22 protein-coding genes, 2 pseudogenes and 1 riboswitch are annotated in these 23,917 nt (G+C 50.5%); of the genes and pseudogenes, 11 read left to right on the plus strand and 13 right to left on the minus strand.

Translation table 11 applies throughout. From position 1 onward, the window contains the following. Positions 1-3 precede the first annotated feature (3 nt). The 3 genes from JM656_RS12695 to JM656_RS12705 all read left to right on the plus strand — a co-directional run bounded on the left by JM656_RS12695 (position 4) and on the right by JM656_RS12705 (position 3,859). On the plus strand, positions 4-582 hold the full coding sequence (locus tag JM656_RS12695) for a CoA pyrophosphatase (protein ID WP_203358104.1): 579 nt from the start codon (positions 4-6) through the stop codon (positions 580-582). Positions 583-765: 183 nt separating this feature from the next. Next, the gene (gene sdaA, locus JM656_RS12700; RefSeq protein WP_203358105.1) at positions 766-2,130 is read left to right on the plus strand and encodes an L-serine ammonia-lyase; all 1,365 of its coding nucleotides are present in this window, start codon (positions 766-768) and stop codon (positions 2,128-2,130) included. Positions 2,131-2,260: 130 nt separating this feature from the next. Beyond that, on the plus strand, positions 2,261-3,859 hold the full coding sequence (locus JM656_RS12705; protein ID WP_203358106.1) for an EAL domain-containing protein: 1,599 nt from the start codon (positions 2,261-2,263) through the stop codon (positions 3,857-3,859). Positions 3,860-3,865: 6 nt separating this feature from the next. Here JM656_RS12705 and yoaE read toward each other — a convergent pair whose 3' ends face one another. Then, positions 3,866-5,425 (minus strand): CNNM family cation transport protein YoaE, encoded by a 1,560-nt coding sequence (yoaE, locus tag JM656_RS12710; protein WP_203358107.1) that lies wholly within the window; start codon positions 5,423-5,425, stop codon positions 3,866-3,868. A 461-nt stretch (positions 5,426-5,886) separates the two neighbouring features. Here yoaE and manX point away from each other — a divergent pair, with 461 nt between their 5' ends. From manX to mntP, 5 genes are all read left to right on the plus strand, one after another. Continuing rightward, entirely contained in the window at positions 5,887-6,852 is a 966-nt protein-coding gene (manX, locus tag JM656_RS12715; protein WP_203358108.1) for a PTS mannose transporter subunit IIAB, read from the plus strand. A gap of 57 nt (positions 6,853-6,909) precedes the next feature. Continuing rightward, positions 6,910-7,710 (plus strand): PTS mannose transporter subunit IIC, encoded by an 801-nt coding sequence (gene manY, locus JM656_RS12720; RefSeq protein WP_162379735.1) that lies wholly within the window; start codon positions 6,910-6,912, stop codon positions 7,708-7,710. A gap of 12 nt (positions 7,711-7,722) precedes the next feature. Continuing rightward, positions 7,723-8,574, plus strand: coding sequence for a PTS mannose transporter subunit IID (locus JM656_RS12725; protein ID WP_203358109.1), 852 nt, complete (start codon positions 7,723-7,725; stop codon positions 8,572-8,574). A 51-nt stretch (positions 8,575-8,625) separates the two neighbouring features. Beyond that, positions 8,626-9,084 (plus strand): DUF986 family protein, encoded by a 459-nt coding sequence (locus JM656_RS12730; protein WP_203358110.1) that lies wholly within the window; start codon positions 8,626-8,628, stop codon positions 9,082-9,084. Positions 9,085-9,279: 195 nt separating this feature from the next. Then, a riboswitch (yybP-ykoY riboswitch) is annotated at positions 9,280-9,380 on the plus strand. A 130-nt stretch (positions 9,381-9,510) separates the two neighbouring features. Continuing rightward, positions 9,511-10,077, plus strand: a complete 567-nt coding sequence (mntP, locus tag JM656_RS12735; protein ID WP_192611932.1) for a manganese efflux pump MntP — start codon at positions 9,511-9,513, stop codon at positions 10,075-10,077. On the opposite strand, the gene rlmA is transcribed toward mntP, so the two are convergent. The 6 genes from rlmA to mgrB all read right to left on the minus strand — a co-directional run bounded on the left by rlmA (position 10,074) and on the right by mgrB (position 14,561). Continuing rightward, entirely contained in the window at positions 10,074-10,883 is an 810-nt protein-coding gene (gene rlmA / locus JM656_RS12740; RefSeq protein ID WP_203358111.1) for a 23S rRNA (guanine(745)-N(1))-methyltransferase, read from the minus strand. The genes mntP and rlmA overlap by 4 nt on opposite strands. A gap of 141 nt (positions 10,884-11,024) precedes the next feature. Further along, on the minus strand, positions 11,025-12,770 hold the full coding sequence (gene ftsI / locus JM656_RS12745) for a peptidoglycan glycosyltransferase FtsI (RefSeq protein ID WP_203358112.1): 1,746 nt from the start codon (positions 12,768-12,770) through the stop codon (positions 11,025-11,027). 219 nt (positions 12,771-12,989) lie between these two features. Then, a complete protein-coding gene (gene cspE / locus JM656_RS12750; RefSeq protein WP_001062678.1) occupies positions 12,990-13,199 on the minus strand; it encodes a transcription antiterminator/RNA stability regulator CspE in 210 nt (69 codons plus the stop codon). A 12-nt stretch (positions 13,200-13,211) separates the two neighbouring features. Beyond that, positions 13,212-13,355, minus strand: coding sequence for a DUF2627 domain-containing protein (locus tag JM656_RS12755; RefSeq protein WP_192611929.1), 144 nt, complete (start codon positions 13,353-13,355; stop codon positions 13,212-13,214). Between the two features lie 700 nt (positions 13,356-14,055). Then, a complete protein-coding gene (locus tag JM656_RS12760; RefSeq protein WP_203358113.1) occupies positions 14,056-14,343 on the minus strand; it encodes a YebO family protein in 288 nt (95 codons plus the stop codon). 74 nt (positions 14,344-14,417) lie between these two features. Then, positions 14,418-14,561, minus strand: a complete 144-nt coding sequence (mgrB, locus tag JM656_RS12765) for a PhoP/PhoQ regulator MgrB (protein WP_203358114.1) — start codon at positions 14,559-14,561, stop codon at positions 14,418-14,420. 157 nt (positions 14,562-14,718) lie between these two features. Between mgrB and JM656_RS12770 the strand changes: the two genes are divergently transcribed. After that, positions 14,719-14,958: a YobH family protein gene (locus JM656_RS12770; protein ID WP_203358115.1), complete on the plus strand. Its 240-nt coding sequence runs from the start codon at positions 14,719-14,721 to the stop codon at positions 14,956-14,958. A gap of 197 nt (positions 14,959-15,155) precedes the next feature. Here the strand turns inward: JM656_RS12770 and kdgR are convergent, their stop codons facing one another. Next, complete coding sequence (gene kdgR / locus JM656_RS12775; protein WP_192611926.1) at positions 15,156-15,947, minus strand: DNA-binding transcriptional regulator KdgR; 792 nt, start codon at positions 15,945-15,947, stop codon at positions 15,156-15,158. A 176-nt stretch (positions 15,948-16,123) separates the two neighbouring features. On the opposite strand from kdgR, the pseudogene JM656_RS12780 reads away from it, so the two are divergent. Further along, positions 16,124-16,291, plus strand: a pseudogene (locus JM656_RS12780) (MFS transporter); the annotation flags it as partial. A 54-nt stretch (positions 16,292-16,345) separates the two neighbouring features. Here JM656_RS12780 and JM656_RS12785 read toward each other — a convergent pair. From JM656_RS12785 to JM656_RS12795, 3 genes are all read right to left on the minus strand, one after another. After that, positions 16,346-17,185, minus strand: coding sequence for a hypothetical protein (locus JM656_RS12785; RefSeq protein ID WP_203358116.1), 840 nt, complete (start codon positions 17,183-17,185; stop codon positions 16,346-16,348). 279 nt (positions 17,186-17,464) lie between these two features. Next, positions 17,465-18,163, minus strand: a complete 699-nt coding sequence (locus tag JM656_RS12790; protein ID WP_203358117.1) for a recombinase family protein — start codon at positions 18,161-18,163, stop codon at positions 17,465-17,467. Positions 18,164-18,343: 180 nt separating this feature from the next. Beyond that, positions 18,344-19,426, minus strand: coding sequence for a recombinase family protein (locus JM656_RS12795; protein ID WP_203358118.1), 1,083 nt, complete (start codon positions 19,424-19,426; stop codon positions 18,344-18,346). A gap of 66 nt (positions 19,427-19,492) precedes the next feature. On the opposite strand from JM656_RS12795, the pseudogene JM656_RS12800 reads away from it, so the two are divergent. Then, positions 19,493-20,710 (plus strand): annotated as a pseudogene (locus tag JM656_RS12800) (MFS transporter); the annotation flags it as partial. A gap of 82 nt (positions 20,711-20,792) precedes the next feature. Here JM656_RS12800 and htpX read toward each other — a convergent pair. Continuing rightward, complete coding sequence (gene htpX, locus JM656_RS12805; RefSeq protein WP_203358120.1) at positions 20,793-21,677, minus strand: protease HtpX; 885 nt, start codon at positions 21,675-21,677, stop codon at positions 20,793-20,795. A 191-nt stretch (positions 21,678-21,868) separates the two neighbouring features. Beyond that, complete coding sequence (gene prc / locus JM656_RS12810) at positions 21,869-23,917, minus strand: carboxy terminal-processing peptidase (protein WP_203358121.1); 2,049 nt, start codon at positions 23,915-23,917, stop codon at positions 21,869-21,871.

The following is a 23,917-nucleotide window of genomic DNA, read 5'->3' on the forward strand; positions in this document are numbered from 1 at the left end:
GACGTGGATAACAGCAGCCTGACGCTCGATGATTTTTTATCACGGTTTCAACTTTTACGCCCTGAGGTGAATCGTGAAACGCTGAACAACCGTCAGGCCGCCGTACTGATCCCTGTCGTTCGTCGCCCCCAGCCTGGGCTACTGCTCACCCAGCGTTCCGTCCATCTGCGTAAACACGCCGGTCAGGTGGCCTTTCCCGGCGGCGCGGTAGACAGCAGTGATGTGTCGCTTATCGCCGCTGCGCTGCGCGAAGCCCAGGAAGAGGTCGCGATCCCGCCAGAGGCCGTCGAGGTGATTGGGGTACTCCCTCCGGTAGATAGCGTCACCGGGTTTCGGGTCACGCCCGTCGTTGGCATCATCCCACCCGATCTTCATTATCACGCCAGTGAAGATGAAGTGTCTGCCGTGTTTGAAATGCCGCTGGCGCAAGCGCTGCAACTGAGGCGATATCATCCACTGGATGTGTATCGTCGCGGGGACTCTCATCGCGTCTGGCTTTCCTGGTATGAGCATTATTTCGTCTGGGGCATGACGGCCGGAATTATTCGTGAGCTGGCGCTGCAAATTGGCATGAGACCCTGACTATACTTAACTTTACACGTACCAAACACGACTTGAAACTCCACGCCCAATATTAGTAAAAGCAAGGTTATCTATTAGTTTAATTCATGTGAATAGTTAAGCTGATAGCCCTATTCCCTCTTACACTATGCAAAGTTATTACATCGTTACTGGAACCCCAGTTACCCTGTCAGGAGTATTATCGTGATTAGTCTATTCGACATGTTTAAGGTGGGGATTGGTCCCTCATCCTCCCATACTGTAGGGCCTATGAAGGCGGGTAAACAGTTCGTCGATGACCTGGTCGAAAAAGGATTATTGGATAGCGTTACCCGTGTCGCCGTGGATGTATACGGCTCGCTGTCATTAACGGGTAAAGGTCACCACACGGATATCGCCATTATTATGGGTCTGGCGGGGAACGAACCTGCCACCGTTGATATTGATAGCATCCCGGGTTTTATCCGCGACGTTGAAACGCGCGGACGCCTGTTGCTGGCTCAGGGTCGGCATGAAGTGGATTTCCCGCACAATAACGGGATGCGTTTTCATAATGACAATCTGTCGTTGCACGAGAACGGAATGCAGATTCACGCGTGGAACGGCGAAACCGTCATCTACAGCAAAACCTATTATTCCATCGGCGGCGGTTTTATCGTTGATGAAGAGCATTTTGGTCAGGACGCAACGGGTGATGTGAGCGTGCCTTATCCGTTCAAGTCAGCCACCGAGATGCTGGAATATTGCAACAGCACCGGCCTGTCGCTTTCTGGCATGGTGATGCAAAACGAACTGGCGCTGCACAGCAAGAAAGAGATTGAAGAGTATTTCGCCAATGTCTGGCAAACCATGCAAGCCTGTATCGATCGCGGCATGAACACCGAAGGCATTCTGCCTGGTCCGCTGCGCGTTCCGCGCCGTGCGTCTGCGCTGCGCCGGATGCTGGTTTCCAGCGACAAGCTCTCCAGCGATCCGATGAACGTTATCGACTGGGTGAACATGTTCGCCCTGGCCGTTAACGAAGAGAACGCGGCGGGCGGTCGGGTGGTGACGGCACCAACCAACGGCGCCTGCGGTATCGTCCCTGCGGTGCTGGCCTATTATGATCATTTTATTGAGTCAGTCAGCCCGGATATCTATACCCGTTACTTTATGGCCGCTGGCGCTATCGGCGCGCTGTATAAAATGAACGCCTCTATTTCTGGTGCTGAAGTCGGCTGCCAGGGGGAAGTTGGCGTGGCTTGTTCAATGGCTGCTGCGGGTCTGGCGGAACTGCTGGGTGCCAGCCCGGAGCAAGTCTGTGTTGCAGCCGAAATCGGTATGGAACACAACCTGGGCTTAACCTGCGATCCGGTTGCGGGTCAGGTGCAAGTACCGTGTATTGAACGTAACGCAATTGCCTCGGTAAAAGCGATCAACGCCGCGCGTATGGCTATGCGTCGTACCAGCGCACCGCGCGTCTCGCTGGATAAAGTTATCGAAACCATGTACGAAACGGGCAAAGACATGAACGCCAAGTACCGTGAAACGTCGCGTGGCGGACTGGCCATTAAAGTGCAGTGTGACTAATACTTGAACCTCGCCCATCTGCAACGGATGGGCGAATTTTACGCATCACCCTCGTCTACTGTAATTTTCCCCACTACACTTGCTCTGTCGCGGTTGGCTTTTGTTGCCAACGGCTTATCGGGCAGCTCGCATGCAAACAGCTCAACGGATCATCAAAACCTACCGTCGTAACCGTTTCATTGTTTGCACGATTTGTGCGCTGACCACGCTCATCCTGACGTTATGTTTCCGCTTTATGTCAGAGCGAAATTTTAATCATCACCGAACCGTGTCGTTCGCCAATCATGCCGTTAACGCACTGGATGATGTCCTGCGTCCCCTCCAGTCTGGGCGGGATGTGATGCTGCCGTTGATTAGCCTGCCCTGCTCAGTCACCCATTTAGCGCTGCGTAAACAGGCCGCCAAACTGCAAACGGTCCGTTCCATTGGTCTGGTCGAAGGGGGTGTATTGTACTGCTCCAGCATCTTTGGCTATCGCAATGTGCCGGTCCACCAACTGCATGCAAATCTCCCGGCGCCAGAGCCTTTACTGCTTCTCTCCATCGATCGCTCACTGATCAAGGGCAGCCCTATTCTTATCCAGTGGTATCCGTCATCATCCAATGGCAAAAACGGGGTGCTGGTGATAGTGAACATCGATTTGCTGGTGGATATGCTGCTTGAACCAGAACAGCCGCAAATCACCAGCGCGAGTTTGTCCGTCGGCAATCACCATCTCCTTTATGGCAGAGGGGTCGTCGACACGTTACCCCCTCTTAATGGCGAACAACGTTACCAGCTTTCCTCACAATATTTTCCGTTCACCATTAGCGCGACCGGTCCAGGGGCGGGAGAACTGGCGCTAAAGCATCTGCCCTCTCAGCTCCCGCTCGCCATGATGCTCAGTCTGTTGGTGGGGTATCTCACGTGGCTGGCGACCGCCAACAGAATGAGTTTCTCCTGGGAGATCAATCTGGCCCTTGCCGCGCGCGAGTTTGAGCTTTTTTGTCAGCCATTAGTGAACGCCCGTACACAACAATGTATTGGCGTAGAAATTCTGCTGCGCTGGAATAATCCCCGCCAGGGTTGGATCTCTCCGGATGTGTTTATTCCGATCGCCGAAGAGCACCATCTCATTGCCCCACTGACCCGCTATGTGATTGAGGAAACGGTTCGTCAGCGGCACTTTTTTCCGATGAGCAGCCAGTTTCACATCGGTATCAATGTGGCGGCCAGCCATTTTCGTCATGGCGTACTGTTAAAAGATCTCAACCACTACTGGTTTAAAGCGCAACCCATTCAGAAGCTCGTTCTTGAACTCACGGAACGGGATGCGTTGCTTGATGTGGACTATCGCATGGTCCGCGAGCTTCACCGTAAAGGTGTCAAACTCGCGATTGATGATTTTGGGACGGGAAACAGCTCGCTGTCGTGGCTGGAAAAACTGCGGCCAGATGTGCTGAAGATCGATAAGTCGTTTACCGGCGCTATCGGCACCGACGCGGTGAATTCGACAGTGACCGATATCATCATTGCCCTCGGACAGCGGTTGAATATCGAACTGGTGGCGGAAGGGGTGGAAACACAAGCGCAGGCGCAGCATCTTCGCCAACACGGCGTACACATACTGCAAGGATTTCTGTATGCGAAACCGATGCCATTACGTGATTTTCCACAGTGGCTGGCGGGCAGCTCACCGCCGCCCGCCCAACATAACGGGCATATGATGCCCGCCATACCGTTCCGTTAACCCCGTTTACTCATCTTCGTCATGTGCGGGTTGCTCTTTAACAATACGAACCAGATCAACCCGATAGTCATTGGCTTCGACAATCGTAATACTCAATGGCGCGACCTCAATAACATCGCCCACGCGTGGAATATGGCCATTTACCGCGATAACCAGTCCCGCGACCGTGGCGATTTCATCGTCGTCGTCCACCAGATTATCGACCGCAAGCGCCTGTTGAAGCGCATGGAGATCGGTCCCACCTTTCACCAGCCAACCGTCAGCATCGGTGATGATTTCCGGTGTTTCATCCGCATCCGGGAATTCACCGGCAATCGCTTCCAGAACATCCAGCGGAGTGACCAGTCCCTGCACGACGCCAAATTCGTTGGTAACGATAACAAAGCTACCGCGGGCACGACGCAATACCCCTAACAGGTTGATCGGATCCAGCGTTTCCGGAACCACAATCGCCGGCGATGCGGAGGCAATGGCCGCAACGTCGACACCTTCTTCCAGGGCAACCAGCAGTTCTTTCGCACGGACGATACCGATAATTTCATCAAGCTCGCCACGACACACCGGGAACAAACTGTGCGGAGAGGAGAGTAATTGCTCGCGGATTTCATCCACGCTCAGACTCGCATCAACCCAGCTAATCTCACCGCGCGGCGTCATAATGCCGCGTAACGAACGTGACGCCAGCGTCAGCACGCCGTTAATCATGTAACGCTCTTCATCGGCAAAGGCGCCTTCCAGGACGGGAACCACCGCCGGAATATCCGATTCACTCTGCACATTCGCCTGCCGTTTTCCGCCCATTAAGCGCAGAATCGCGTCAGCGGTACGCGCACGCAGCGGTAACGTCGACTGATGGCGAATAAAATTACGCCGGGCAATTTGGTTAAACAGCTCGATAATAATGGAGAAGCCAATCGCCGCGTACAGATACCCTTTCGGAATGTGGAAGCCGAAACCTTCAGCCACCAGACTCAAACCAATCATCAGCAGGAAGCTCAGACAGAGCACGACCACCGTCGGATGTTGGTTCACGAAACGTGTCAGCGGTTTAGAGGCCAGCAACATCACCGCCATCGCAATGACCACTGCCGCCATCATCACTGGCAGGTGGTTAACCATACCGACAGCGGTAATGACCGCATCCAGCGAGAAGACCGCATCCAGAATCACAATTTGCGTAACCACCACCCAAAAACTCGCATAGCCTTTACCGTGCCCGGAATCATGCTCGCGATTTTCCAGCCTTTCATGGAGTTCCGTGGTGGCTTTAAACAGCAAGAATATCCCCCCGAGCAGCATGATCAGGTCACGCCCCGAAAAGGTTAAATCCCAGACGGTAAAGAGCGGTTTGGTTAAGGTCACCATCCACGAAATGATGGACAGCAGCGCAAGACGCATGAACAGCGCCAGTGACAAACCGATGAGACGTGCTTTATCGCGCTGCTTTGGCGGCAGTTTGTCAGCCAGAATCGCGATAAAGACCAGGTTATCAATGCCCAGAACAATTTCGAGAACAACAAGCGTGAGCAGCCCCACCCAAATTGAGGGGTCCATTAAGAATTCCATGACAAGCTCCTGCTTAAGGAATAGCCAGACGGCGCACTGAACATCTCAGGCGATAAAGCAATGTGCAAATTCAGATTGTGGCAAACGTTGCCAGAATGGCAGGCGCAAAGCGACCTGAAGGTGAAATGACGTCGGTGACGATCCATACATCGGGCTACTGCCCTATACTCCTTAGAAATTAAAACAGATCATAAACATAACAGAGACAATATCTTTTTGGCAAAGATTTACGGTCCTTTGCAAAGAGATGTGACAGAGATATTTTACACCACGAAATTTCTCGTAACCGAAACCTAAATTACGGATCTCCATCACATAAAATATTTTTTTCGATATCTAAAATAATTCACGAAAATCATAGGTTTTCTATTGTAACCCTTATCTGAATCGATTCGATTGCGGACGGCGATTCAAACTACATTTTTGCGTCGATGTGTTAACAATAATAAAGGAGGTAGCAAGTGACCATTGCTATTGTGATAGGCACACATGGTTGGGCTGCAGAGCAGTTACTTAAAACAGCCGAAATGCTGTTAGGCGAGCAGGAAAATGTCGGCTGGATCGATTTCGTTCCAGGCGAAAATGCCGAGACGCTTATTGAAAAGTACAACGCTCAGTTGGCAAAACTCGATACCAGTAAAGGCGTGCTATTTCTCGTCGATACATGGGGAGGCAGTCCGTTTAACGCTGCCAGCCGCATTGTCGTTGATAAAGAGCATTATGAAGTTGTCGCAGGTGTTAACATTCCCATGTTGGTGGAAACGTTTATGGCCCGTGATGACAACCCGAGCTTTGACGAATTGGTTGCTCTGGCAGTTGAAACCGGACGTGAAGGTGTGAAAGCGCTGAAAGCAAAACCGGTTGAAAAAGCCGTGGTCGCACCGGTTGTAGCACCCAAAGCGGTCGTACCGGCAAAACCAATGGGTCCTGATGATTATATGACCATCGGTCTGGCCCGTATTGATGACCGTCTTATCCACGGCCAGGTGGCAACGCGCTGGACCAAAGAGACCAACGTGACCCGCATTATCGTGGTAAGCGATGAAGTGGCTGCGGATAACGTTCGTAAAACCCTGTTAACACAAGTCGCACCTCCGGGCGTAACGGCGCACGTCGTAGATGTCGAGAAGATGATTCGCGTCTACAACAACCCGAAATACGCCGGCAATCGCGTCATGCTGTTGTTCACCAATCCTACTGATGTGGAGCGTATCGTCGAAGGTGGCGTGAAAATCACCTCCGTGAACATTGGCGGTATGGCCTTCCGCCAGGGCAAAACGCAGGTTAACAATGCGGTTTCCGTCGATGAGAAAGATATCGTCGCTTTCAAAAAACTCAACGAACGCGGTATCGAACTTGAAGTTCGTAAAGTTTCCACCGATCAGAAACTGAAAATGATGGACTTGATCGCCAAAGCGGCGAAGTAACCCGTCATCATTAATTAGCTTTCACACTTAAGTCTGTATAGCAATAGGAGAAGTACAATGGAGATTACCACTCTTCAGATTGTGCTGGTGTTCATCGTCGCATGTATCGCGGGTATGGAGTCGGTACTTGATGAATTTCAGTTCCACCGTCCGCTGATAGCCTGTACGCTGATCGGCGCCGTTCTCGGGGATATGAAAACCGGTATTATCATCGGTGGTACCCTGGAAATGATCGCTCTGGGCTGGATGAACATCGGTGCCGCCGTTGCACCCGATGCCGCACTGGCGTCCATTATCTCAACCGTTCTGGTTATCGCCGGTCACCAAAGTATTGGTGCTGGTATCGCGCTGGCTATCCCGCTGGCGGCGGCAGGCCAGGTTCTGACCATCATCGTGCGTACTATCACCGTGGCATTCCAGCACGCAGCGGATAAGGCGGCCGAAAACGGCAACCTCACGGCGCTGTCCTGGATCCATGTCTCTTCCCTGTTCCTGCAAGCAATGCGTATCGCCATTCCGGCCGTTATCGTGGCTATCTCTGTCGGTACCAGCGAAGTGCAGAGCATGCTCAACGCGATTCCAGAAGTCGTTACCGGTGGTCTGAATATTGCGGGCGGTATGATCGTCGTCGTCGGTTATGCAATGGTCATCAACATGATGCGTGCGGGCTACCTGATGCCGTTCTTCTACCTCGGCTTTGTGACCGCCGCATTTACTAACTTCAACCTGGTCGCTCTGGGTGTGATTGGCGCAGTCATGGCCATCCTCTACATTCAGTTGAGCCCGAAATATAACCGCGTAGCGGGTGCGCCAGCTCAGGCTGCTGGTGATAACTCTCTCGATAATGAACTGGACTAGCAGGTGAGCGAAATGGTTGATATGACTAAAACAACTACCGAGAAAAAACTCACTCAGAGTGACATTCGTGGCGTGTTCATTCGTTCTAACCTGTTTCAGGGTTCATGGAACTTCGAACGTATGCAGGCGCTGGGTTTCTGCTTCTCGATGATACCGGCCATCCGCCGTTTGTATCCTGAGAACAACGACGAGCGTAAACAAGCGATTAAACGTCACCTCGAGTTCTTTAACACCCATCCTTACGTGGCGGCCCCGGTACTGGGCGTTACGCTGGCGATGGAAGAACAACGTGCTAACGGCGCGGAGATTGACGATGGCGCCATCAACGGTATCAAAGTCGGTCTGATGGGTCCGCTGGCGGGCGTCGGTGACCCGATCTTCTGGGGTACTGTTCGTCCGGTGTTTGCCGCACTGGGTGCCGGTATCGCGATGAGCGGCAGCCTGCTGGGTCCACTGCTGTTCTTCATCCTGTTCAACGCCGTACGTCTGGCAACCCGTTACTACGGCGTAGCCTACGGTTATCGTAAAGGTGTCGATATCGTTTCTGATATGGGCGGCGGTTTCCTGCAGAAACTGACTGAGGGGGCGTCAATTCTCGGCCTGTTTGTCATGGGGGCGCTGGTTAACAAGTGGACGCACGTCAACATCCCGCTGGTGGTGTCGACCATCACCGGTCAGGATGGACAAACCCGCGTGACCACCGTGCAGACCATCCTTGACCAGCTGATGCCAGGCCTGGTGCCGCTGCTGCTGACCTTCGCCTGTATGTGGCTGCTGCGTAAGAAAGTGAACGCCCTGTGGATCATCGTTGGCTTCTTCGTCATCGGTATTGCAGGTTACTCTGTAGGTCTGTTGGGTCTGTAATAACGTTGTACTTTACCGGGGGCCTGCCCCCGGTTTTTATTTGGAGGATTCATGACAATCACGGACCTGGTGCTGGTTCTCTTTATTGCCGTGTTGCTGGCATTTGCCATTTACGATCAGTTCATCATGCCCCGCCGTCACGGCTCCACCCTGCTTTCTGTTCCCCTGTTGCGTCGCAGTCGTGTGGACAGTGTCATCTTTGTTGGCCTGGTGCTCATTCTTATCTATAACAACGCTACCAGCCACGGACCGCAAACCACCACATGGTTATTATGTGGTCTGGTATTAATGGGGTTGTATCTGTTTTGGATCCGGGCGCCCAAAATCATCTTCAAGCCAAAAGGCTTCTTCTTCGCCAATGTGTGGATAGAATATAACCGGATTAAAGAAATGAATTTATCCGAGGATGGCGTGCTGGTGATGCAATTAGAACAACGCCGATTACTGGTCCGCGTACGAAATATAGACGACCTAGAAGGAATATATAAACTTCTCGTTTCTTCTCAATGAGTTAATAATATAGCCTGAACTATATCCTGGTATATCAGCCAACGACAAACATAGCTCAGGCTATATTTTAATAGCTAAAATTATTATTCCTTTTAACCTTTCATTGATATTTAAATCTAAATGAAAATCGTTTTCAATTAGAAGTAAAATATTATTTCCCCTTTGTTGTTTTATATTCTCAAAATATGTTAAGGTTGCGCCGTCATTTGGGGAGTAGCCGATTTCCAGACTCCGGAAATGTACGCGTCAACATACTCGTTGAAAAACGTGGCGCGTACGGACTGAAACTCTCAGTCAGGCGAGACCATATGCACATCAACTGCTATGCCAACCAGAATGCGAATACTGTCATCACAGATGCGCGTTGGGGGCATGTTTGCTGGGGGCGGTGATGTGTTTTATGGAAACCCCGGTCAGGACACTGTCATGCATGTTACCGCTACAATTCTTCTCGCTTTTGGCATGTCGATGGACGCCTTCGCTGCGTCGATTGGTAAAGGCGCTACCCTGCATAAACCCAAATTCTCCGAAGCGCTGCGCACCGGCCTTATTTTTGGCGCTGTCGAAACGCTGACCCCGCTGATTGGTTGGGGCATGGGGATGCTGGCAAGCAAATTCGTTCTCGAATGGAACCACTGGATAGCCTTCCTGCTGCTGATTTTCCTCGGCGGGCGTATGATCATTGAAGGCTTTCGTGATAACGATGACGAAGACGCAGAGCCCCTGCGCCGTCACAGCTTTTGGCTGTTGGTGACTACAGCCATTGCCACCAGTCTGGATGCAATGGCCGTTGGGGTCGGTTTAGCCTTCCTGCAGGTAAATATCATCGCGACTGCGCTGGCCATTGGTTGCGCTACGCTTTGCATGTCGACGCTGGGAATGATGATCGGCCGATTCATTGGCCCGATGCTGGGCAAACGCGCTGAAATTTTAGGCGGGATCGTGCTGATTGGCATTGGCGCCCAGATCCTCTGGGCGCATTTTTACGGCTAACTGTCGCGCTGCCAGAGGTGAAGGCTAAAATCGGTCTGGCAGTCAAACACCTCACTGGCTGACAACGTTTCCCACACCTCGGGTTTCGCCCGCCATGCAAAAGGCGTCATCTGTAACAATGCTACAGCCTCACTGCCGCTAAGGCTCATCGGATAGTTCAACGCCACGCTCTGCTGTAACGTAAATCCGTCGATCTGCTCCGTGTGCGGCGCATGCAGGCGGATCTCATCATAAATCAGCCCTTTGAGCTCCATTAAATGGCGTGGCCCCGGCGTGGCGGTGATCACCCACCCACCCGGTTTGACGACTCTGGCTAACTCTTCCGCTTTGCACGGCGCGTATATCCTGACAATGGCATCCATTGACGCATCAGCAAATGGCAGACGGTGACTCGAGGCAACGCAGAACGTCACCTGCGGATAACGCTTTGCCGCAGACTTAATCGCCACTTTTGCCACATCCAGACCAAACACGGTGATTTCTGGCTGCGCATCGGCAAATGCATGGGTGTAATACCCTTCGCCGCAGCCAATATCGAGAACCGAAGTCGCATGGGGAGGTAAACGTTCATTGAGGATATTGACGATAGCGTCACGTAGCGGCTGATAATGCCCGGCGTCAAGAAACGCCCGGCGCGCCTGCATCATTTCCGCACTGTCACCGGGGTCACGCGAGCGTTTATGCTGCACCGGCAGTAAGTTGACATATCCTTCTTTCGCCACATCAAACTGATGTCGTTGCGGACAGATAAAACTGTTTTTTACTTGCGCAAGAGGGTGGTGGCAAAGAGGACAAGAAAACGACATGACAACTCCGGCTGATAACTTCGGGGCGCAAGTGTAACGCGAATTGCGCCCCGGGAAAATATACTCTCAAAAATTCACGTTGCAGAACAACGCGCGCAAACGCCCTGAATGCGGGCCCGCAGACCAGGTAACCTGGCGCTCTTAGTGCGCAGGCGACGGAGCACGGTTGCCGTGCATGACCAGCAAATGGTCAGAATCGGCGGGCATGCCATCAGGCTTAACGTTTTCGAGGCGTAATACGTCCCCCATAATCTGGCTAAAGACCGGAGCCGAAACCGCCCCGCCATAATAAGCACCGTTCTGCGGATCGTTGATAACCACCACCAGCGCAAATTTCGGGGCGCTCGCCGGGGCGACACCCGCCGTGTAGGCCACATATTTGTCGATGTACTTTCCATCATCGCCTATTTTTTTCGCCGTGCCGGTTTTCACCGCGACACGGTAATCTCTCACCGCCGCTTTAGTTCCCCCGCCTCCAGGCAATGCAACGCTCTCCATCATATGTTCAACTTCGCGGACCAGATCTTCAGACATCACACGGGTGCCAATCACCGGGGGATCGATACGGGTGATGGAGAGCGGCCGATAAATACCAAAGCTACCGATCGTAGCGTAAACATGCGCCAGTTGTAGCGGCGTCACCATCAGACCATAACCGAAAGCGAAGGTTGCCCGGTCGAGATCGCTCCAGTAACGGCGTTGGGGCAGCAAGCCGCGACTCTCCCCGGTTAATCCCAGTCCTGTCGGCGTACCAAATCCGAAGCGTTTATAGGTATCGAGCAATTGCTGAACCGGCATCGCCAGTGAGAGATGCGAAACTCCCGTGTCACTCGATTTTTGCAAAATGCCGGTTAGCGAGAGTTCAGGGTAGAAGCCCACATCTCGGATACGATGACCGTCAAGATTAAACGGATGCGTGTCGATCACGCTGTCTGGCTGCACAATACCCTGCTTAAGCGCCGTCATGATGACTAATGGTTTGACGGTGGAGCCCGGCTCGAAGGTGTCGCTAATGGCGCGATTTCGAAAATCGTCCAGCACGGCTCCATCGCGATTGTTTGGGTTAAAATCCGGGAAGCTTGCCATCGCGAGAATTTCGCCGGTAGCAACGCTGACCAGCACTGCTGCGCCCGACTCCGCTTTATTCCAGGTGACAGCATTGTCTAAGGCATCTTCCGTCACGGTCTGCAAACGCTCATCAATACTGAGTCGCAATTCATGTGCCGGAATAGACGTGACTTCCGTGATGTTCTCAATCACGTGCCCGAACTTGTCTTTACGCACAAGACGCGAGCCCGGTTTTCCCGTCAATTGCGAATTAAAACTTTTCTCAACCCCTTCAATGCCCTGCCCGTCAATATTGGTAAAACCAATCAGGTTAGCCGCAACATGTCCGGCAGGATAAAATCGGCGAGACTCTTCACGCAGATTGATCCCCGCAAGGTTAAGTTTGTCGATCCATTGTGCTTGTTGTGGAGACACCTGGCGCGCCAGATAGATAAACCGCCCCGCCGGATTACTGTTAACTCGCTTTGCCAGCACACTTAACGACAGATGCAGCGTACTGGCCAGTGCTTGCCAACGTTCGTTATATCCTACGCCGCCTTTGCTGATGATGGTTTTAGGATCGGCCCAGACCGCATTCACCGGCACACTGACGGCCAGCGGACGCCCTTCCCGGTCAGTAATCATTCCGCGCACAGAAGCCGTCGTGACTTCACGTAGCGAGCGCATATCCTCTTGCCTGACCAGGTTCGTCGGCGTGACAATCTGTAACCACGCAAGGCGCCCGAGTAATAACCCCATACTTGCCACTATTGCCGCACAAAGCAGCGCAAAACGCACGGGGGTAAAATTAGCCACAGCGCCGTCGCTTTTCTTTTTCACCAAGTCTCCAGCAAACTTACTTTTCAGGTGATTGATTTAACGAAAAACAGTGGGGGAAATCGGGAAAAACAATGCTACGAACTTCGCGGTTTTGCAACAAAGCGCAAACGGGAGGGGATTCAGAAATGTTTTGACGCAAGTTGAATTAAAAAGCCCCGCATTTGCGAGGCTTTATATCTGAGGTTGATGCGCCTGAACGCTTCAAATCAGTGGTATCGATCAGATAGCTGTTACGTTAACAGCAGCCGGACCTTTCTGGCCGTCCTGAATTTCGAACTCAACGTTCTGGCCTTCAGCCAGAGTTTTGAAGCCATTACCCTGGATAGCGGAGAAGTGTACAAACACGTCTTTGCTGCCATCAGCCGGAGTAATGAAACCAAAACCTTTAGACTCGTTGAACCACTTAACTTGACCTTTAATCTTTGCCATTTGCAAAATTCCTTAGATTGTTTTCTTCGCCCGCAGGCATAACATAGATAAAACTGAGACATTACTGCTTGAGGCACTAATATAAGGTTCGGCAGAGAAGCGGTATTCAACGACAACGTTTTTACTCAGGACTTCTTTACTGAAAATGCCACACATAAACAGAACTGTACCTCGTTTAACCCAAGCCGTGTTATCACATACAACGTTAAATATGGCAAGCCATTTTTAAACGTGTCTCGATCAGTCGCACAAATCCCGAAAATCGGCAAAGCGCGACTGCACAGTTATGCGCTAAATCCGCTGAAAATATATTTTCGCCTCTCTGCGTCCGCTCTGACAAACCGCAGTCAGAACAGGCGCTTTTCTACCATAGCTCAATAAGTTCGGTTGTTCCAGGCAAGTTGCTTAACTTATCACCACTAGTGACAGATATCACTTTTTATGCTTTGTAATGCATAAATTGTCACATAACAAAAACACACTAATTGAAAAAAAACAGATACGAAAGACTGATTTTTTAATGGATTAATGTATCAAAATTCTCCAACGGCATTGTGCATCAAAATAATGAAAATACGATGGCAATGCCCAAAAAAAGTGAGAGAAACGTTTCGTTATTAATAAAAACGATCGTCATCACAAAAAAAGCATAATCATATATTAGTCGTAGAGAAGAACATTAATTAATCCAGGCAAGGATAAGATATTCATTGTTCGATAAAATATTACGGTGCCGGGGTCTATAGCAGACGAGAATCAAACTGTGCACTTGCACCAGAACAGTGCATCACCGCGAAGGATGACAGGATGGCGTGTCCGCAGGTTGTGCAGGCTCACTCGCATCCTGTCACTCCGGTTACCTTTCCGCTACCAGACGGATGAGGTCATCGTCCTCTTCCCGTGCATTTGCTGCGGGGGTCGCCTCAGCCGCTTTTTCTGGTTCATTTGCTTCACACAGACGGCGCAACAACGCATTTTGACGTTTTTGCTGGTCTAACAAGGATTCGAGCAATTCGATCTGCTCATTGGTGCGCGAGCTTGCGCGGTTGACGAAAAACCATAAAACAAGTCCAACAACCAGAACCACCACCGATACCATTAAAGACGCGAAAGTTAGCGCGCCAGAGTTCAGAACTTCGTTCATTTTACCACCTCAATGTAGACGGAGCATTTTAGCACTGCTACACGAGAAGGTAATCACCTGTTGTAAAAATGCAGTTACCAGGGAATAAATTTATTGATGGCACAAATACCGCTGAAAAATTGTACATCCTGATCGCACATGATGTTGAACACCTGCGCCCAAAGCAACAGGCAGACCAGCACGCCAATTAACAGGAATACCCACCGAAACTTTTTCACTCCGTTCTCCGAATCCACATCTTATGACTCTAAATTACCATGCGTTACCTAAACCGGGGCTAACTGTAGCGGCACTCTGTATTTTTAGGAATGATTCACTTGTATCAGCAGATGTAGAGGCTACTCTTATTATAACGAAAGAAGAAAAGAGGTTGTAATGCGTTTGATCATTCGCGCGATTGTCTTGCTTGCTCTGGTATGGATAGGTTTACTACTCAGCGGTTATGGAATTTTGATTGGGAGTCAGGAGAATGCGGCGGGTCTGGGCTTGCAATGCCACTATCTGACAGCCCGCGGCACCAGCACGGCACAGTATATTCACACTAATAGCGGTATTATCGGTCTGACAGATTGCCCTGTATTGAGAAAAAGTACGGTTGTGGTTGATAATAACTAAATCTGTTTGTCGAATATTTCCCCAGGGCATAACTCTGTTATGCCTTATTTATTCTTCCGTTCATCATATTGAGTCCCGCTAATATTGACTTATCCAATATTGAAACGATCCCGGCGGTAAACCGGTTACGTCATATTTAAAAAGCCAGCCAGCAGTATATGCCGTCTGGCTTTTTAAAATCAGGAAGCGAACGCCACTCAGAACGGGTAGTCGTTATAGCCCATTTGTTCGGAGATCTTGCGTGCCGCCGTATGCAGCATGGCGACATACTCGTGCAAACGCTCTTCTGAGAAGCGCAGCGTCGGGAAGGAGATGCTCAGACCCGCAATGACAACCCCGAAACGATCGAATACCGGTACGCCAATACAGCGTAAACCTTCTTCCTGCTCTTCGTTATCTTCGCCATAGCCCTGTTCGCGGACTGTATCCAGCAATGTCAGCAATTCATCAGTAGAAGTTATAGTACGGTCAGTGCTGCGCTTATACTCAACCCCTTCCATGATCTGTTTGACTTCATCACGATCGCGCCAGGCCAGCAGCACTTTACCAATCGCGGTACTGTACAGCGGGTTACGACGTCCAACCCGCGAGTACATACGCAGATTGTACATAGAATCAATTTTGTGAATGTAAACGATACTGTCTTCATCCAACGCACCGAGGTGTACCGTCTCTTTCGTCAGACGCGAAAGCTCACGCATTTGGATATCAGCGCTACGGATCAGATCAACATTCTGTAAAGCACGTGCGCCTAATTCAAACAGTTTCAGGGTCAGAGAATATTTTTCTGATTCGCCTTCCTGAGCCACATACCCCAGCGTTTTCATGGTCTGCAAAAAGCGATAAACGGTGCTTTTTGACATCATGACACGTTGCGACAACTCGGTAATACCAATTTCGCGCTCTTCCCCCAGCGCCTGTAAAATGCCAAACACCTTCAGCACAGAAGAAACAGAATCAGGTTGTTTATCCAGATCTGCGATAGCCATTTATCACCTCATTACGAGTGTTTTATAAAAATCAGAACAATTTTTTATTATAATTTCACGTTACATTGCCCGCAATCCATCTTTGCTTACTTAGTGACAATTCTGCGACATAAGCCCTGAATATCAATGCTAAAATAATTACTCTGATCATAATCCCCAAAAGACTCTGAATTCATATGGAAAAATGCCAGACAGATGGATTGCCCGTTCCTCAACGGTACGGTGCCATTCTCACCATCGCTATTGGTATTTCGATGGCAGTCCTCGACGGTGCAATTGCTAACGTCGCGCTCCCAACGATAGCCGCCGATCTTCAGGCTTCACCCGCCAGTTCAATCTGGATTGATACGCTGTAAAATAGCAAATACGGTTATTTATCACACAATCACATAACACCATTACTCATTTTCTAATCTGATTGGAGAAGCGCTTGACGCTATCGAGGGGTGTTTTGCCATTTCATCCTCTGCGGCCTTAACTTTTTCCAAGAGTTCAGCCGCGCGGGTTTTCTTCTTCCGAGTAACTTTTGATGCGTTTCTCTCCTCGGATTCCTCAAATTCAGCAACAGTAAACAACTCCGAAATCTCGTCCACTAACTGAGCAACCGAACGACTGTTATCAACCCTGAGTGATTTTTCCAACAAGGTCGAAATCTGAACAGCGAGGTCTTGAAGCTTTTGCTTTTCCTTTATCACCTCTTCGAATTCCAGTTGTTCTTCTTCAAACTTTTTGCCAAGAAGTTCAATTTTCTCCTCAAGCACTTTTTGCTGGGATTCAAGTTCTTCTGTGATTAACTGTTCACGCTTCCCGCGCTCAGTGTCAGCCTGAATGTCTGCGTTGATTCTGGCGGTTTCGGCTTGCTCTGCCAGCACTGACTGAACTTTCAGCTTAGAGAGCTTGATGTCATCTTGATAAACACGCTCTTTACCCTGAAAAATGTTATCGCTGTAACGGTCATCAGCCCATTTGTGAGCTTTGGAGAGTAGCCACTGTGCATAGGGGGAGACAATAGCCAAAAGCCCACCTATCACAAATGGTCGGACTATGTAGGCAAGGTAAAAATGCTCCTGGTTGAGAATGTAATCTATCCTGAATTTTACAGGCGAATCACTCATGAACAGCATCGCCATGTTAGGCCAGTTAAACCACACCCACGCCAGAATAATGAAACCCCACAACGGATTTTTGAGCCTGTCTTCCAACACCTGCTTTAACGACTCTCCTGCACTTTCGCCCATGTCTATGTCTCTGATGTTGAGGTAATTCTGTATCATAAACCTACAGTTCATCTTTAGAAACAGTTCGCCGTTTTGTTAATTTTTTATTTTTTCCAGCAGGCGCCCCTCTATCACAATGGTTGCTGGTGGTCTACTGGGAAGTATTGGGAAAGGTGTCTGAACCGAGGTACTTAGAGGCGAAGGAAACGCGCTCACCTGGTACTTTGCAAAAGCAGTTAAAGTATCTCCGCTGGTGGCTGTATAGATACGACAAAACCCGCTCAGAGGCGGGTGAAGATGTTACTGAGCAGCAGCCTGTGAACGTTGACCTTTCAGACGCTGTACAGTGGACACAGACCATTCCTTGCCGTTGATAGTCTTGATGCCCTTCTGGTTCATGTATGCAGCAATCTGGCGGTATGAGCTATGCCCCTTTGCCTCTGCTGCTAACATTGTGTCTTCCACCATCTGCAAGTAATCCTGTGCCATTGCCTGGCGAACATGTGCAGACTTCTGTTGACCTAAACGGATAACCTTTTGAATCTGGCTATCACGATTAGCAACCTTCTGCTGTGCAGCGGTATCACCATTGTCTGCACGGTCTTTCAACTTCTTGAGTGCATCTTTGGTACGTTGGGAAATGAACTCCCTTTCCTGCTGTGCCAGTGAAAGATAAATGTGCAGTTCTAGGTTGCCAGCGTTTGGCATGGTGGCAACTTTCACACAAACCTGTTCCATGATTGCTGAACCATGTGCAACGTTACGGGATAAGCGGTCAATCTTCGCTACCAGTAAGCAAGCGTTGTGTTTCTGACAGTAGGCAATAGCAGCTTGTAAGCCTGGACGATTAGACAGAGCACCGGAAATACCGTCATCGGTGAAGGTTGCCACTTCGACCCACTGGTTAGACGCTATCGCTGAATCACAATAGTCTTTCTGGGATTCCAGACCTAAGCCAGTACCTTTTTTAGAGATGCGGTAGTAAGTGACAACGTTCATGATAATTCCCCTATTTCGATAAGGTGTATTTTACCGATGCGGGAGTGTATTGCAATAGCTTATCCGTGCTATAAAAAATACAACACAAGGGTTAACCGAACATCCTACCGGACGGATTCGGGTTGAATGTAGCTTTTGATGGAAGTTGGGTCACAGTTGCTGTTTCTGGTTGCTTACCAGCTAGTGCTTGTGGTGGCTTAGCTGGTGTATGTTGGGGTGTCTTACGTGACAAAATGTTCCCTGCGGCAAGTAGTTTGGCTGCCGCCTGTTGCTGTTGTTCAGGGTTGACCGCGTCACAGTCTTGTTTGCTGTATCCGTAAGTGATTTGAACAGACGGACGGCAAAAGGATTGTTTTCATCACGTACAGCCTTTTTACCCATCTGTGACAGGGATTCCTGAGAAGCCAGCCAATGTTCAAGCGGTATAATCGGGTCACCGTAGTAGCCTTTTACTGCTGGGTAGACTGAGCCTTTACGCGCTGATTCTGGGAGAGTACCTATTACACGTGAATTGTTTAGGATGTTTTTGATTGTGGATTGAGTCCAGCCTTGTGGCGCTGCTTTCTTCTTCCATGTGCGGTTAGTAATCAGTGGGATGTTGTCAGCGTTGAGACCAGCGGCAATTGCTGACATAGAACGGAGTTGAAAACGTTCGGCAAAGATACGCTTGATGGTGGTTGAGTGTTCGGGGATTGGTTCAAATTTACCGTTTCCCAGAGGCTTCAACCAGTACGGGCATACGTTGCCTAAATTGCCAGTACCATCAATACGGGCTGCTTTCTGCTTACTCTCTTTAACTTTGCGTACCTTTTCGGCAAGGTCACGTGAGTATGCGTTGTTTCGTAGGCCATCCATCATCGTGAGGATAACGCCAGTATCATCAAGTGTGGTTATTTCTCGATGGTCGGATAGTGACCAGATGGTTATTCCCGCTTTGTTCAGTGTGTGGATGATGAGCGCTGCTTCAACTACGTGCAAACGAGTTAAGCGGGATTGGGACTCACACACCAGGATAGAACCGGATGAGATGTCACCGGAATCTACACGTTTCAGGACTGAACCGAGACCGCCCCTTTCCGATACGTTTACACCGTGGAATGCGGAAAGACCTTCATCACTGATTTCCTCAATGCGGTATTGTTCGCGGTTCGGGAGATTGTTCAGATAGCTATTGAAAGCGTCTTGTTGCCGCTGTAAACCGTGACCGTCAATCTGCTTATCTGTGGAAACTCGTTTGTACCAGATGAGTGTACGCTGTTGCATGTTGTGTGTACCGTGGAGAGAAGTGAATCCCAGCATGGTAAACCTGATTGGCTATTTAGGGGAATATCAATCTGGGTGGTTAACGCTTACCAAATTGCCATTGTGGTGTCCCTGCTCTCTCTATCATTTTTGGGGGATATGTTTGGTTATCGACGTATATACAAATGCGGGTTAGTGATTTTCCTGCTGGCGTCCCTGTTTTGTGCCTTGTCTGACTCATTGCAAATGCTGACGATGGCGCGCGTCGTCCAGGGATTTGGCGGGGCAGCGCTGATGAGTGTCAACACCGCGCTAATTCGCCTTATATTTCCCCAGCGCCATCTTGGACGGGGAATGGGCATTAACTCATTTATTGTCGCGGTATCATCAGCGGCAGGCCCCACACTGGCTGCCGCCATCCTCTCTGTTGCGTCGTGGCAGTGGTTATTTCTGATTAACGTACCGTTAGGCATTCTGGCATTGCTACTGGCCATGCGCTTTTTGCCGCCCAACAGCTCGCGCAGTACGAAACCGCGCTTTGACCTGCCGAGCGCAGTGATGAACGCTTTAACGTTTGGACTGCTGATCACGGCGCTAAGTGGATTCGCCCAGGGGCAGTCACTCCTGCTGATCGGCACCGAGGCCGCCATCATGCTTGTTGTCGGTTTTTTCTTTATTCGCCGCCAGCTTTCGCTTCCGGTCCCTTTACTGCCGGTAGACTTGCTGCGAATCCCGCTGTTTTCCCTCTCTATTGGCACCTCGATTTGTTCTTTTTGCGCGCAAATGCTCGCCCTGGTGTCCCTGCCCTTTTACCTGCAAACCGTTTTAGGTCGAAGCGAAGTGGAAACTGGCCTATTGTTAACGCCCTGGCCGCTGGCCACCATGGTGATGGCACCGCTTGCCGGTTACTTAATAGAAAAGGTACACGCGGGTCTGCTGGGCGCATTGGGGTTGGCGGTGATGGCGGCAGGCATGTTTTCCCTGGTGTTGTTGCCGGCCGCCCCCTCCGACATCAGTATTATCTGGCCGATGATCCTGTGCGGCGCCGGTTTCGGTTTATTTCAGTCGCCAAATAACCATACGATCATCACCTCAGCCCCCCGCGAACGTAGCGGCGGTGCGAGTGGCATGCTGGGAACGGCACGTTTACTGGGGCAAAGTTCGGGAGCCGCACTGGTGGCGCTCATGCTGAACCTGTTCGGCGATGGCGGAACCCACACCGCGCTGATGGTTGCGGGCATAATGGCTACGCTGGCGGCTATTGTGAGTGGTTTACGTATCACACAACCCCGGGCAGGCGCGTAAAAAAAAGCGCGTCATCAGACGCGCTTTTTTACAGTCAGACTTTACGGAGAACCTGTTCAGCTCACCGGCATACTGATGTCGGTTACTTCAGATATTCTCCGCTGCGCAACGCTTCAATGCGCTTATCCAGCGGTGGGTGAGTCATGAACAGTTCGCTCAGCGATTTCGACTTGCCGTTGATACAGAATGCCATCATGCTGCTGGCTTCCTGTGGCTCATAGCTGGTTTTCAGACGCTGCAGCGCGGCAATCATTTTTTCGCGACCGACCAGTCTCGCCGAACCGGCATCGGCATGGAATTCACGGTGACGAGAGAACCACATGGTGATAATGCTCGCCAGAATACCAAAGACCAGCTCCAGCACTGTCGCGACAGCGAAGTAGATCAACGGATTACCATTACCGCCCTCACCTTCTTCTTCACGGTTACCGCCCAGAAAGCCTGCGGCGATCTGCGCAATAATACGTGAGATAAAGATAACAAACGTGTTCACAATCCCCTGAATCAGGGTCATCGTCACCATATCGCCATTCGCAATGTGGCTTATCTCATGCGCAATAACGGCTTCAGCTTCGTCCGGGCTCATGTTTTGCAGCAAGCCCGAGCTCACGGCGACCAAAGACGCATCGCGACGAGCACCGGTAGCAAACGCATTGATGTCTGGCGCATGGTAAATAGCCACCTGCGGCATAGCAATCCCCGCCTGGCGGGCCTGCGTCGCGACCGTATTCATCAGCCAGCGTTCTCTTTCATTACGTGGTTGCTCGATGACCTCTCCACCAACGGATTTCAACGCCATCCATTTGGACATCAGCAACGAAATGAAGGAACCACCAAAACCAAACAGCAGCGCCATGATCAGCAGACCTTGCACGCTGCTCGACTGTATCCCCGTCAGGCTCAGCACCAGCCCGAAAACGACCATCACGGCCAGGTTCGTCAGCAGGAAGAGCGCGATTCGCATCATAATCTTCTTTTAACCTCAACTTAACAAAACGCACTATGCGATTACCCACATCGTATGGATCTTATTGCTATTTTCAAGCATCAATGGGCTGTAAGTCACCAGAAAGACACAACTTTACATTTGATAGCCCTGGTCTGACGGCCACCCACATATGTTAAAAAAACAGGCACAATTTCTTGTGCCTGTTCAGGTTATTGCGTGACTGCGGGTTGCTCCGCAGGCTTCTCTTTCTCAAGATGGGCCAGGTCCAGCGCTATTTTCACCGTCTCATCAAGATACGGATCGGGCTCCTGGTAATCCTTCGACAGATCGTCCAGGTTCTTCAGCGGTGGTTTACCTTCGCGTTTAAAGCGGTCGTTGATACGCGCCAGTCGCATTGCATCATCTTCGTTATTCTCTTTTTCACGTTGCGCAAAATTGAGAGACGCAATGTTGCGTTTATCTTTCATGGCGTTGTAACGGGCAATATCCTTCATGATGTACTGGAATTCAGGATCACTGGCGATACGTGCAGTGTGTTCCTTGAGCAATTCCGGACCGAATGGCGTTAAATCCTCTGACTTCACATAGGTTGCCGCATCAACACTGTCCCACGGTAACGCGTTATCTTCGAACTTCTCACCAGTTTCAGTCTCTTCATTACCTGTCGGCATGAGGATATCGGGTGTAACGCCCTTACGCTGAGTACTACCGCCATTAACACGATAGAACTTCTGGATTGTGTATTGCACGGAACCCAACGCCGGCCATTCAGGACGCAGCATCTGGTCGTAAATGCGATTCAGTGAACGGTACTGCTGCACGGTGCCTTTCCCGAAGGTCGGTTCACCCACAATCAGCGCACGGCCATAGTCCTGCATTGCCGCGGCAAAAATTTCAGATGCGGATGCGCTAAAGCGGTCGACTAACACCACCAGCGGACCTTTATAGTAGACAACGCCGTCGGTGTCGCTGTCTTCGCGAACCTTACCGTTGTTGTCACGCACCTGCACAACTGGGCCAGAAGGGATAAACAAGCCGGAGAGCGAAACGGCTTCTGTCAGCGCGCCGCCGCCGTTGGTGCGCAGATCGATAACGATGCTGCTCACGTTCTGTTTTTCCAGTTTCTGCAGTTGAACTTTGACATCATCCGTCAGGCCAACATAGAAACCTGGAATATCCAGCACGCCCACTTTTTCTTTGCCGACGGTTTTTACCGACATTTTGACAGCACGGTCTTCAAGGCGAATACGCTCACGCGTCAGCGTAACAATTCGGGTCTTCGTGCCTTTACCGGCAGGCAGGATTTCAAGACGAACTTTACTGCCCTTCGGTCCCTTGATTAGCGCAACGACATCATCCAGACGCCAGCCAATCACATCCACCATGCCTTTACCGTTCTGGCCGACGCCCACAATGCGATCGCCAACGCTTATCGCTTTGCTCTTCGCCGCCGGACCACCAGCCACCATGGAGTTGATGACCGTGTAATCATCATCCATCTGCAGCACAGCGCCAATACCTTCCAGAGACAGGCTCATTTCGGTATTGAACTGTTCCGTGTTACGCGGAGAAAGGTAATTGGTATGCGGATCGATTTCGCGCGCGAAAGCGGTCATTGCCAGCGAGAAAACGTCTTCGCTGTTGGTTTGCGCCAGACGGCGAATGGCAAATTTGTAACGACGCGTCAGCGTCTCACGAATTTCTTTGTCGGTCTTGCCCGTTAACTTCAGGCTCAGCTCGTCAAATTTTACTTTTCCATCCCACAGCGCATTCAGCTCGGCCTCATTCTTCGGCCAGGGCGCTTTGCTGCGATCAAGGTTAAACGTATCGGTACCGGTGAAATCCATCGGACGTTCCAGTACGCTTAACGCATACTGATAACGTTCAAATCGACGTTTTTGCGCCAGATTATAGAGATCGTAAAAGACATCCAGCTTGCCCGAACGTAGCTCATCGCCCAGCACGGTTTTCTTTTTAGCAAACTGCTCGACATCGCTCGCCAACAGCACGTTGTGGCTGAAGTCGAGTAAATTCAGATAACGATCGAAAATTTTCGCCGAAAACGACTGATCCAGATCGAACTGACGATAGTGGGAACGTGTGAAACGGGACGTCACACGTTCACTCACTGTCGCATGCTGTGTTTCTTCCTTCAGTACAGGAATTTGATCGGCACGCGTAATGTCGTCCACAGCAAATGACTGGCCTGCTATTGCAAGCAGGCCAGCTAACGCGGTAAGCCTAAAAAAAGTGTTCAT

Origin of the sequence: Citrobacter sp. R56, from assembly GCF_016811995.1 — a bacterium.
GTDB classification, from domain to species: domain Bacteria; phylum Pseudomonadota; class Gammaproteobacteria; order Enterobacterales; family Enterobacteriaceae; genus Citrobacter_D; species Citrobacter_D enshiensis.